This window comes from Pseudogulbenkiania ferrooxidans 2002 (assembly GCF_000174355.1).
GTDB lineage: Bacteria > Pseudomonadota > Gammaproteobacteria > Burkholderiales > Chromobacteriaceae > Pseudogulbenkiania > Pseudogulbenkiania ferrooxidans.
The window spans coordinates 38,756-51,116 of sequence record NZ_ACIS01000014.1; the positions used below are offsets into that span (position 1 = coordinate 38,756).

7 protein-coding genes and 2 tRNA genes are annotated in these 12,361 nt (G+C 62.5%); 6 read left to right on the forward strand and 3 right to left on the reverse strand.

Translation table 11 applies throughout. The features are described from left to right. Positions 1 to 146: 146 nt before the first annotated feature. On the reverse strand, positions 147 to 779 hold the full coding sequence (locus FURADRAFT_RS18805) for a phosphoribosyltransferase (RefSeq protein ID WP_008955761.1): 633 nt from the start codon (positions 777 to 779) through the stop codon (positions 147 to 149). A gap of 557 nt (positions 780 to 1,336) precedes the next feature. On the opposite strand from FURADRAFT_RS18805, the gene FURADRAFT_RS18810 reads away from it, so the two are divergent. Beyond that, positions 1,337 to 7,618, forward strand: a complete 6,282-nt coding sequence (locus FURADRAFT_RS18810; protein ID WP_008955762.1) for an EAL domain-containing protein — start codon at positions 1,337 to 1,339, stop codon at positions 7,616 to 7,618. Positions 7,619 to 7,784: 166 nt separating this feature from the next. On the opposite strand, the gene FURADRAFT_RS18815 is transcribed toward FURADRAFT_RS18810, so the two are convergent. Continuing rightward, a tRNA-Glu gene (locus FURADRAFT_RS18815) sits at positions 7,785 to 7,860 on the reverse strand. Between the two features lie 19 nt (positions 7,861 to 7,879). After that, positions 7,880 to 7,955, reverse strand: a tRNA-Ala gene (locus tag FURADRAFT_RS18820). 128 nt (positions 7,956 to 8,083) lie between these two features. Between FURADRAFT_RS18820 and hpnC the strand changes: the two genes are divergently transcribed. From hpnC to FURADRAFT_RS18845, 5 genes are read left to right on the forward strand one after another with little or no spacing between them, the layout of a single operon-like run. Then, positions 8,084 to 8,896, forward strand: coding sequence for a squalene synthase HpnC (gene hpnC / locus FURADRAFT_RS18825; protein WP_008955763.1), 813 nt, complete (start codon positions 8,084 to 8,086; stop codon positions 8,894 to 8,896). Positions 8,897 to 8,917: 21 nt separating this feature from the next. Continuing rightward, positions 8,918 to 9,763, forward strand: coding sequence for a presqualene diphosphate synthase HpnD (gene hpnD / locus FURADRAFT_RS18830; protein ID WP_008955764.1), 846 nt, complete (start codon positions 8,918 to 8,920; stop codon positions 9,761 to 9,763). After that, on the forward strand, positions 9,760 to 11,049 hold the full coding sequence (gene hpnE / locus FURADRAFT_RS18835; RefSeq protein ID WP_008955765.1) for a hydroxysqualene dehydroxylase HpnE: 1,290 nt from the start codon (positions 9,760 to 9,762) through the stop codon (positions 11,047 to 11,049). The genes hpnD and hpnE overlap by 4 nt, the downstream gene beginning before the upstream one ends. After that, complete coding sequence (locus FURADRAFT_RS18840; protein WP_008955766.1) at positions 11,046 to 11,807, forward strand: SDR family oxidoreductase; 762 nt, start codon at positions 11,046 to 11,048, stop codon at positions 11,805 to 11,807. Before hpnE ends, FURADRAFT_RS18840 begins: the two co-directional genes overlap by 4 nt. Positions 11,808 to 11,820: 13 nt before the next feature. Beyond that, entirely contained in the window at positions 11,821 to 12,354 is a 534-nt protein-coding gene (locus FURADRAFT_RS18845) for a hypothetical protein (protein WP_008955767.1), read from the forward strand. The last annotated feature ends 7 nt before the right edge of the window (positions 12,355 to 12,361 follow it).

Consider the following 12,361-nt stretch of genomic DNA (forward strand, 5'->3'; position numbering starts at 1 on the left):
TCGTTCTGCTTGAAGCATCGCGAGAGATGCGAACTATACCGATAGCCTTTTTTCGGGTCAAGCAAAAAATGCAAAATTTTTGCCGCCCGCGTTCTCCGGATGCCAGTGCACGGAGACACAAGGCCGGGCAACACTGCGCGGGTGCTTCAGCGGCGCTGCTTTTCCAGAATCTCGACCACTTCCTCGTCGCTGACCTGGGGGAAGTGTTCGTAAAACTGTCCGACCGCGCTGAAGTTGAACGGCGTCTCCAGGCACACCATGTCGTCAGCGTAGCTGGAAACCTGCTCCAGGGTGTCTGGCGGAGCCACCGGTACGGCACAGACCAGCTTCGCCGGTTGCTTGGTGCGGATCGCCCGCAGCGCGGCGATCATGGTGGCGCCGGTGGCCAGCCCGTCGTCGACGACGATCACCACGCGCCCGGCCGGGTCGGCAGAAGCAGCCAAGCCGCTGTAGCGTTGGCGGCGCTGGTGCAGCAGCTCGAGCTGCGCCCGTTTTTCCTGTTCGATGTACTCGGTGGAGGCGCCGGCGAGCCGGGCGACGTCGGAAATGTAGGCCCAGCCGGACTCGTCGATCGCGCCGATCGCCAGTTCCGGCTGGAAGGGCGCCCCCAGTTTGCGCACCAGGACGACGTCCAGCTCCCCTTCCAGCTGGTCCGCGATGAGTTCGGCCATCGGGACTGCTCCCCTGGGAATGGCAAGGACTAGCGGGTGCTGGCCGCGGTAAATGGCCAAGCGCGAGGCGAGCTGCGTCGCGGCCTGCTCGCGATCTCTAAACCGCATATCGATCTCCCTTGCTCGGCGGCCATGGCATCGGCTCCTATGCTGATCACGGCTTTGCGATCTGCCGATCTGCTGTGGGCAATTGTCGCGGCCGGTGATAGCGGGGGTGCCTGCTTGCCGTCATTCAGCATAGACCTTTTCGTCGTGCCCCACGCGTCTCCAAGTAAACCTTGCTGGCGGTCAGCTGGACCGGGTCCCGGATGGATGCGGCCTGTCGCTTCCCTCGTCGAATCGTCGCCTGTGGTGTGTCGATACACTTGGCTTGGAACAGGCCGGTTGTGTTTTGGGTGGTCCCGACAATACCGGAGAATGGCAACTGGGTTGGCTGTGACATCAATGGCCGATGGTCCATATGAGCCGGAGCCTACTTTCAGCTGTTTCAATGGGGTTAAACGTATACAGTGGAATATGGCAGTCGCTTACCAAAGACGGTAGCATGACCATGTCATCTGTAGTGTTGTGTTCTAGGCAAAGCCTTCAGTTTGGCGGGATGTGCAAAACGGCATCCTTATTTGCATCGTCTTTGGAGTGTCCATTGCCCAGATTAAGGGGGGCTAATGTTTTCCATCCCAGGCCTCACGATTCAAGAAAAGCTGTATGACAGCCCTGGCACCGTAGTCTATCGCGCCCGTAGGGAAGAGGACGATTGTCCCGTCGTATTGAAAATCCTGAAGGAGGATTTTCCCCACCTGGCAGAACTCACTCGCTACAAGCGGGAATACGAGATCACACATCGTCTCGACCTGAAACATGTGATCCGGTCTTATCATCTGGAGTACATCCGCAACACCCCAGTCATCGTGTTTGAGGATATCGGGGGGGTATCGCTGCAGCAATTGGCTGCCCGCCGCAATCTGTCGCTGCTCGAGCGGCTCGAAATCGCCATCGCCCTCGTCGAGGGGGTGGCGGAAATCCATACCGCGCAGATCATCCACAAAGACATCTCCCCCTTCAATGTCGTCGTCAATGCCGACACCGGTGAACTGAAGATCATCGATTTCGGGATTTCCTCGGTGCTCACTCGGGAAAATCCGTCGTTGCACAACCCGGAGGTTCTGGAGGGCACGTTGGCCTATATCGCCCCTGAACAGACAGGGCGCATGAATCGTGCAGTTGACTACCGTTGCGATTTCTATTCCCTCGGGGCGACCCTGTATGAGCTCTTCACCGGCGAGCCCCCCTTTTCCGGAAGTGACCCGCTTGAATTGGTACATCGTCACCTGACCCAGCCGCCGGTGCCGATGGACGAACTTGACGCGCGGATTCCATCACCGCTGGCTGCCGTTGTAACCAAATTACTGGCAAAGACCGCAGAGGAGCGTTATCAAAGCGCCTGGGGAATCAAAGCCGATCTGAAAAGGTGTTTGGGTGAGTGGAGCCTCTACGGCCGGGTCGAACCGTTTCCTTTGGCGCAGCAGGATATTCCTAGTCAGTTCCATTTGCCGCAAAAACTGTACGGTCGTGAACAGGAGATCGCGGAACTGCTGGAAGTGTTCGAGAGGGTCAGTCTGGGGGCGCGGCAACTGATGCTGGTCGGCGGTTACTCGGGCATCGGCAAGACCTGCCTGGTGCGGGAACTGTTCAAGCCGCTAACCAAGTCGCGTGGCTATCTGATCAGTGGCAAGTTCGACCAGTTCCAGCGCAATATCCCGTACAGCGCATTGGTGAATGCCTGCCAAGACCTGGTGCGGCAACTCCTGACCGAGAGCGAGAGCCAACTGCAGCACTGGTGTAGCGAGCTGACTGCCGTGCTGGGGCGCAACGGCCAGGTCATCGTCGATGTGATCCCCGAGGTCGGTCTGATCCTCGGCCCCCAGCCTGCCGTGCCGGAGTTGCCTCCTCGCGAGGCGCGCAACCGTTTCAACTTGGTGTTTCAGGCGTTCATTCGAGTGTTTTACCAACCGGAACACCCGCTGGTGATCTTTCTCGATGATCTGCAATGGGCTGATGCGGCGACACTCAAGCTGCTGGAGGTGCTGGTCAGTGAGGAGGGGACACGCTATTTGCTATTGATCGGTGCCTATCGCGACAACGAAGTCGGTCCCGATCATCCGTTGACGCTGGTACTTAACAGCCTGAGCAAGCAGGGGGCCCCGATCGGCAGCATCATGTTGTCGCCGATGACGCTGGTGCACACGACCCAACTCGTCGCCGACACGTTGTATCGCGACGAGGAGAGTGTCCTGCCGCTTGCCAACCTGGTGCAGAGCAAGACCGGCGGCAACCCCTTTTTCGTCAGCCAGTTCCTGACCACGCTGTACCAGGAGGGATTGATCCATTTCGATCCCGGTACCAGCGGGAATGGAAGGCCATGCTGGCAGTGGGACATGGGGCGAATCGCTGAGGCCAACTTTACCGACAATGTGGTCGATCTGATGATCGGCAAGCTCAGGCGGTTACCTGCGCCCACCGTCGAGGTGTTGTGCCTGGCTGCCTGTCTGGGAGATCGTTTCGACCTGCCTACGCTGGCCATCATTTCCGAACAGCTAACTCAGCAGGCATATCGGCATCTGTTTCCGGCAATTCAGGAGGGCATGGTGCTGCCGGTGTCGAGCCTGGAGTTGCTGGATGCCCGGTGCGCCGATTCGCCGCTGGTTCACTTTCAATGCCGGTTTCTGCATGATCGGGTCCAGCAGGCGGCCTACGCTCTGATCGAGGAGGGGGCACGACCTCTTCTGCACTTGAAGATCGGGCGTCTACTGTTGGCCAGTACCGGGGAGGGGAGATCGGTCGAGAAACTATTCGAACTGGTCGACCACTTGAACCAGGGGCGGGGGCTGGTTTCGTCGCCCGAGGAGTTGATCGTACTGGCAGGGCTCAATCTGGACGCGGCGCGCAAGGCCCGGCTGGCGGCGGCATACGATGCCGCCCGCAGTTATCTGCAGATTGCCATGAGCGTGTTCGAAGGGGACTGGGTGCGGCACTACGCACTTACCCTGGCGTTGCACCGGGAAAGCGCCGAAGCCGAGTACCTGAACGGCAACTACGACCGGGCCGAGTGGCTGATCAACGAGGTGTGGGAGCGGGCGCAAGCGCTGGATCGGGCGGGGGCGTACGCGCAATTGGTGACCCAGCGCACCATGCAAGGCAAGAACGCAGAGGCGATCGAGGCGGCGGCCAAGGCTCTGCAGCTTTTAGGCATGGGATTTCCCAACGAGGCCGAGCTTGCCGGCGCAGTCGAAAAGGAGCTCGCCGACATCGAGCGCGGGCTGTCGGGGCGAGAGGTCGAGTCGCTGCTTGAACTGCCGGAGATGGAAGAGCCCACCATCAGGGGGGCGATGAAGGTGCTTATGACGGTGCACACCACCGTCTATTTTGCCAACCATTACCTGCTGTACAGTTGGGTGCTGGCCAAAATGACCTCGTTGTCGATCCGTTACGGCAATGTGCCGGAGTCGGCCAAGGGCTACGCAAGCTTTGGCAATACCCTGGCGGCCAATTTGGGGCGTTATCGGACCGGCTACGAGTTCGGCATGCTGGGGCTTCGCCTGTCCGAGAAGTACGGCGATCAAAGCCTGAAATGCAAGGCTTGTCTGATTCTCAGCATGTTCCTCAATCATTGGAGTCGCCCACTCGCGGATAGTGAGGTTTTCGACGAGGAGGGGCAGCAGGCCGGTATGGAGTCGGGCGAGTTTCAGTTCGTCGGCTATATCCTGTTCTACGGGCGTGCGCTGCGTCTGTTTTTCCATGGTGAGAACCTCGTTCAGCTCGCTCCTGAACTGGACAAGTACCTGGCATTCACAAGCAAGGTCAAACATCATCTTTCCAGCGATAATCTGCTGGGGGCTCGCAAGATCGTCGCCGTGCTGAGTGGCGAACCTTCTGCGTCGCTGTCGTTTGATGGTCATGGGCTGGATGAGTCGGCCTATCTTGCGCAGTGTCACGACAACGGCAGCATGGCTGCAGTCTGCTTCTACCTGACCGTCAAAGCCTTCACGCTCTACCTGCTGGACGAGCCGACGGAGGCCCTGCCGTGCATCGAGCAGGCCGGCGAACTGCTCGGTTACGTCAAGGGCGGGTTAACGCAGGCCGAGCACTGCTTCTACCATTCGTTGATTCTGTGTGCCTTGTACCCCCAGGCCGACGATCCGGCGGCTCTCCTCGCGCAGCTGGAAGCCAACCAGCGGCAGATGCTGGTGTGGGCCGAGCACGCACCGGCCAATTTCCTGCACCAACACCTGCTGGTGCAGGCCGAGATGGGCCGCCTGGCCGATCGGCCGGTCGAGGCCATGGAACTCTACGACAGGGCCATCGAGGCAGCCGGATCCAGGGGCTTCATGCAGTACGAGGCGCTGGCCAATGAACTGGCGGCAAAGTTTTGGCTGGGACGTGGTAAGCCGGACTTTGCCGTGCGCTACCTGAACCGGGCTCGTCTGGGTTATCGGGCATGGGGAGCGAAACGCAAAGAGGTGGCGTTGCAGCAGGCTTATCCCCAGTTGATTGCCGAGCTCGCCTATCCTGCCCAGGTCACCGGCATTTCGCCCATGACGCCCTGGCAGCCGGGGATCGGCGCGCTGCACTATAGCCAGTACGATCCGCTGACCGGTTACCCCCCAGGGAGCCAACTCGATCTGGAGGCCGTGCTCAAGGCCTCCCAGGCCATCTCCGGTGAAATCGTCCTCGAAAAGCTGCTGGATCGCTTGTTAAGGGTGGTGATAGAGAATGCCGGTGCACAGCGTGGCAGCCTGGTTTTGCGACGGGACGGGGAGTGGCAGGTGGTGGCATCCATCTCGGTTTCTGCGCCGCAGGCCGCGTTGTTTCTCGATAAGCCGTGTATGGTGGAGGCCTCCTCGGAGGTGGCGGCACAGATCGTGCAATACGTGGTCCGTACCCAGCAGGGGGTGGTGTTGCATGATGCGGCCACGGAAGGAATGTTTACCCGCGATCCCTATGTGCTGGACAGGCGGCCCAAATCGGTGTTGTGCCAGCCCATCGTGCAGCAGGGGGTGCTGATTGGCGTCTTGTACCTGGAAAACAACCAGGTGGATGGTGCCTTTTCCCCTGACCGGGTGGCGCTGCTGGGCATGTTGGCCTCGCAGGTGGCAATCTCGCTCCAGAATGCCATGCTCTATGCCAGCTTGAGCACCGAGATTACCGAGCACACGCGAACGGAGGAGGAGCTCCGCCTGGCCGAGGCCAAGTATCGCGATATCTTCGACAATGCCACCGAAGGCATTTTCCGTACCAGTGCCGATGGGCAACTGCTGATGGCGAATCCGTCAATGGCCAGGATTCTCGGTTACGACTCGCCGGATCAACTGGTCGGGCATGGCCAGGCCGGGCTGGTCCAGCACTTCGTCCATGGTGAGGAGATGGAGGAGTTGTTGCGCGTGATCCGCCGACACGATGCCATACGCAATTTCGAGTTTCATGGCCGCCGCACCGATGCCTCCGTGGTCGAACTCTCACTCAGCGCCCATGCGATACGGGATGTCCGTGGCGAGGTGCAATTCTACGAGGGCATGCTGCAGGATATTTCCGAGCGCAAGCGGCTGGAGGCGCAGCTGCAGCATCAAGCCACCCACGATGCGCTGACCTGCCTGCCGAACCGGAATGTCTTGCTGGATCGGCTGGCGCAGGCTATCGCGCATGCAAAGTGTCACGGCGAGCAGTGTGCGGTGTGCTTTATCGATCTGGATCGCTTCAAATGGATCAACGACAGTTTCGGTCACGATGTCGGTGACGAGCTGCTGAAAATCGTGGCGCAGCGCATGTCGGCCTCGCTTCGTGAATCTGACATGATCGCCCGTATCGGCGGCGACGAGTTCGTGTTGCTGCTGCGTGGTTTCGGCGATGCGGAGAGCGTCGCGCACATCGTGAACCGGGTAGCCGATTGCCTGACCGAGCCGCTGCTGTTGGCTGGCCGTTACCTGACTGTTACCTGCAGCATGGGCTACAGTATTTACCCCGCCGATGGTCAAACCGCTGCCGAACTGCTGCGTTTCGCCGATATGGCCATGTTCCATGCCAAGGAGCGGGGACGTAACAATGTGCAGGCCTACCGGCCCGAGCTGAGTCAGCGGGTTAATGAAAAGGTGAGAATGGAGGCGGAGCTGCGTCACGCGATCGCTCGCAACCAGCTCGTGCTGTACTACCAGCCGCAGGTCGACCTGTGCAGCGGGGATATCGTCGGGGTTGAGGCCCTGCTGCGCTGGCAGCATCCTGAACTGGGGCTGGTGTTGCCGTCCCGCTTCATCGCCCTGGCTGAAGAGACTCATCTGATCGAACCGATCGGTGAGTGGGTCATTCGGCAGTCCTGCCTTCAGGGTAAGGCTTGGCAGGAGGCCGGCCTGCCGGCGATTCCTGTGTCGGTCAATCTGTCCACGGTGCAATTGCAGGGTTCTGGTCTGGAGGCAATGGTAGCGCAATGCCTGGCGGACTCGGGGCTGGATCCCCATTGTCTAGAGCTGGAACTGACTGAGAGTGCCTCGATGAGCGATCCGGAGAAAAACACGGCACTGATGCACCGGCTGAAAGCGCAGGGTATCGGCTTGGCAATCGACGATTTTGGCACGGCCTATTCCAATATGTACTATCTGAAGAATTTTCCTGTGGACAAGCTCAAGCTCGACGGTTCCTTTGTCCGGGAAATCACCAGCGATGTGCGCAGCCTGGCGATCGTCGATGCCATTACGGTAATGGCCCACCGGTTGGGGGTCAAAGTGATCGCGGAGATGGCCGAGACGGAACAGCAGGTGGTTTTGCTGAGGGCGCACGATTGCGATCAAGTCCAGGGGTATTACTTTAGCGAACCACTGCCGGCCGAGGACTGCGCGCGTCTGCTGCGGGCCGGGCGGGTGCGACTGCCAGAAGCCGAGCCGTTCGTTGATTGCCAGTAAGGGGGCATCATTTTGGCCGGGCACGGGGGAGGCCATTCAAGGGTATGCAAAGAAGAAGACTGGGGTGAAAAAACAAAAAGCGCCTAGAGCCGTGAGCCGGCTCGGGCGCTTCTGACAATCCGGGTGTCGAGCCAGGTTTTACCTGTGGCAGGCTGGCCGATCGAGTTGGCGTCCCCACGGGGATTCGAACCCCGGTTACCGCCGTGAAAGGGCGATGTCCTAGGCCTCTAGACGATGGGGACCTAGATCGGAACGCGAGTTTGGTGGAGCTAAGCGGGATCGAACCGCTGACCTCTTGCATGCCATGCAAGCGCTCTCCCAGCTGAGCTATAGCCCCGACACGTGCGTTCAAGTGCGGCGGATTATAAGAAGGTGTGGCGGAGCTGTAAAGAGGCGGGGACGAAAAAAATCCTGCCTCGCCCCGTCGGGTATAATTCGCCGTTTCGCACTCGTCGCAAGGCCGCCATGTCGGTTGATCACTACGAAAATTTTCCGGTCGGGTCGATCCTGCTGCCGCGGCGCATGCGCCGGGCGGTGTATGCCGTCTATCGTTTCGCGCGCTATGCCGACGATGTGGCCGACGAAGGTGTGCGTCCGCCGCAAGAGCGGCTGGACGAACTGGCCGCGCTGCGGGCCGAACTCGATGTGATCGGTGCAGGTGGCACGCCGCAGATGCCCCTGATGCAGGCATTGGCCGAGGCCATCCGTGCACATGCCCTGCCGCTTCAGCCGTTCTACGACTTGTTGTCGGCGTTCAGTCAGGACGTGGTCAAGGGACGCTACGAGAATTTTGCCGAACTGGTGGATTACTGCCGGCGATCGGCCAACCCGGTAGGGCGGCTGATGCTGGTGTTGTACGGGGAAACCGACCCGCGCAGCCTGGCGATGGCTGACGGCATCTGCACCGCCTTGCAGCTGATCAACTTCCTGCAAGACGTGGCGATCGACTGGCGCAAGGACCGGGTCTACCTGCCCCAAGAGGATTTGCGCCGCTTCCGGGTGGCCGAGGCGCAGATTGCCGCCGGCGACAGCGGCGGGTTGTGGACGCCGCTGATGCTCAAACAGATTGAACGGGCCCGCAAGATGTTGCAGGCCGGGGCGCCGCTGGGCAAGAAGCTCAAGGGACGATTCGGATTGGAGTTACGCCTCATCGTCATGGGAGGCGAGCGCATCTTGCAGAAGCTGCATGCCTCGGGCGGCGATGTGTTCCGGCAACGACCGGTACTGACCAAACGCGACTGGGCGTATATGCTGTGGCGCGCCCTACGGGCCAACTAGACACTTTTTCAGGAGAGGCGCGTGACGCCCGACCAATATTGCCAAGACAAGGCCGCTTCCAGCGGTTCCAGCTTCTATTACAGTTTCCGTTTCTTGCCGGAGGAGCGGCGGCGCGCCATCACCGCGCTCTATGCCTTCTGCCGCGAGGTGGATGACGTGGTCGACGAATGCCATGACGAAAACGTGGCGCGGACCAAGCTGGCCTGGTGGCGGGCGGAATTGGTCCGCCTCTACGCCGGTCAACCCCAGCATCCGGTGACGCAGGCGCTGCAACCGCACGTGGCGGCCTACGGTCTGCCGCAGAAGTTGCTGGAAGAGATCATCGACGGCATGGAGATGGATCTCGACTTCGCCCGCTACGACCGTTTTGCCGATCTGCTGCTGTACTGCCACCGTGCCGCGGGGGTGGTCGGGCAGTTGTCGGCGCAGATTTTCGGCTACACCGACCAGCACACGTTGAAGTACGCACACGAGCTCGGGGTGGCGTTCCAGCTCACCAACATCATCCGCGACGTCGGCGAGGATGCCCGGCGCGGACGTATCTACTTGCCGGTCGAGGAGCTGCGCCGCTTCAACGTGCCGGCATCCGACATCCAGCACTACCGCGAAACCGAAGCGTTCCGCCAATTGATGGGTTTCCAGATCGAGCGTGCCGAGCAGTATTACCGCCAGGCTTGGGAGCAGTTGCCGAAGAGCGACGTCAAGGCGCAGCGTCCCGGCCTGTTGATGGCGGCGATCTACCGCGCCACCCTGGCCGAGATCAAACTCGACGGCCCGCAGAAGGTGCTCAACCAGCGCCTGTCGCTGACCCCGATCCGCAAGCTGTGGCTGGCGTGGAAAACCTGGGTGTTCGGCTACCAGCCGTGAGCCGCCCCCGTGTTGCCGTGATCGGCGCCGGCTGGGCCGGGCTGGCGGCCGCGGTCGAGCTGGCCGGCTTTGCCGAGCTGACGCTGTTCGAGGCCGGCCGCGAGCCCGGCGGGCGGGCGCGGCGGGTGCGCGATGCCGACCTGGCGCTCGACAACGGCCAGCACATCCTGATCGGAGCCTACCGCGAGTGCCTGCGGCTGATGGCCCGGGTCGGCGTCGACCCCGACACCGTGTTGCTGCGCCAGCCGATGAACTGGCACCGCCACGGCGGCTTGAGCCTGCAATGCCCGCCGCTGCCGGCGCCGCTGCATGTGGCGTGGGGACTGCTGACGGCCCGTGGCATCGGCTGGCGCGACAAGTGGCGGCTGAGCCGGGCGCTCGACAGGCTCAAGCGCCAGCAGTGGCGTCTGGCCCAGGACATGCCGGTGGCCGAGTGGCTGGCCGCGCAAGGGCAGGGGGCGGCGCTGCTGGCGGGTTTCTGGCAGCCGCTGGTGTTGTCCGCGCTGAACACCCCGCTGGCCGAGGCCTCGATGCAGATACTGGCCAACGTGCTGCGAGACAGCCTGGGCGCCACGCGCGCCGACAGTGACCTGCTGCTGCCGCGGCACAACTTGTCGGCGTTGTTTCCGCAGCCGGCGTGGGCGTGGCTGGAAGGGCAGGGGGTGCAGCTGCGCAGCGGCTGCCGGGTGCGTAGGGTCTGCTTCGCCGACGGCGGCGCCGAGATCGATGGCGAGCGCTTCGATGCCGCCATCGTGGCGGTCGGGCCGCAGCATGCCGCCGCCTTGCTGGACGATACGGCGTTGCAGCAGCGGCTTCAGCTTTTGTATTACCTGCCGATATGCACGGTATACCTGCGCTTCGGCCAACGTGTGCGGCTGCCGCGCCGGATGACCGGGGTCGCCGGCGGCACCGCCGACTGGCTGTTCGACCGCGAGGCGCTGAGCGGCGAGCGTGGCCTGGTGGCGGCGGTGATCAGCGCCCCGGATGACGCCGTCACCGCCTTGCCGCAGGACGAACTGGTCGCTCGGGTGCTCGCCGACCTGCGCCGTCTGCAGCCGGAGCTGGCGCCGCCGCTGTGGTCGCGCGTGCTGGTGGAGAAACGCGCCACCTTCGCCGCCGTAGCGGGCGTGCTGCGCCCGGGGACGCGCATCGGCGTACAATGCGGCTATCTGGCCGGCGACTGGGTCGATTCGCCGTACCCGGCCACGCTGGAGGCCGCCGTGCAGAGCGGGGTTTCCGCCGCGCAGATGTTGAAGCAGGATTGGATGAAACAGAAAAACCGATGATGACGACTGAACAGAACAACGCAAGCCTTGCCGGCCGGGTGATCCTGGTGACCGGTGCCACTCAGGGGATCGGTCGCGAGGTGGCGCTGCATTACGCCCGCCACGGTGCCACGGTAGTGGTGCTGGCGCGTAGCGTGAAGCGCCTGGAGGGAGTGTACGACGAGATCGTGGCGGCCGGGGCTCCCGAGCCGGTGGCGATCCCGCTCGACCTGCTGACGGCCACCGACGAGCAGTTCAACAACCTGGCCTTCCAGATCAAGCAGACCTGCGGCCGGCTGGACGGCATCGTGCATTGCGCCTCGCATTTCTACGCGCTCTCGCCGCTGTCCAATCAGACGGTGGACGAGTGGATGAACCAGTACCGCATCAACACTGTGGCGCCGTTCGCGCTGACGCGTGCCTGCCTGCCGCTCTTGACCGAGTCGCCGGACGCCGCGGTGCTGTTCGTGGGCGAAAGCCATGGCGCCAAGCCGGGCGCGTACTGGGGCGGCTTCGGCGCCTCCAAAGCCGGCCTGCATTACCTCACCGCCGTGGCCGCCAACGAGTGGGACGTCTACCCCAACCTGCGCGTCAACCTGCTGATTCCCGGCCCGGTCAACGCGCCGCAGCGCACCCGTACCCACCCGGGCGAGGCCAAGACCGAGCGTGCCCCGATCGCCGACCTGCTGCCGCACTTCCTGTTCTGGGTGAGCGAGGCCAGCAAGGGGCAGAGCGGTCGGGTGATCGAACTGGACCTGCGCCCGCAACTCGTCTCCTGAAGAAAGGGGCCTCATGCGTTCCCTGCTCGTCATTCCCCTGCTGCTGACCTTGGCTGGCTGCAACTGGGTCAGCAACGTCTCTGGTCTGTCCAAGGACGCCAACAAGGCGGTCGGTGCTGCCTGTCGCCAGAGCGGGCGTTCGCTGGAGGAGTGCTACCAGCGCAATCCCGACGCCGACAAGGCGCAGATTTACGCGGGCTGGCGGGAAATGCACGAGTACATGGTCAAGCAGAAGCTGGATACCATTGCCCCCCCTTCAGACCCCGTCGCACCGGTCACGCCCGCGGCGGCGCACAAGCCGGAGGCCAGTGCGGCCTCGGTGGGCGACAAGCCGCAGGCCCAGCTCAGCCCGGAAGAGGCCGACCGGGCGATGCGCAACGATCCGCAGGTGGCCGCCGTGCTGGCCGCCATCCGCCGCGGGGGACTGCCGGCCAAGGCCTCTGGCAATTCGGCGAAAGACCCGTCGGGCGAGGAAAAGCAACTGCTCGATATCATCAAGCAACTCAACAAGAAGGGCGGCAGCGCCGCCGCCTCTCCCGCCGGCTGAGCGCCGG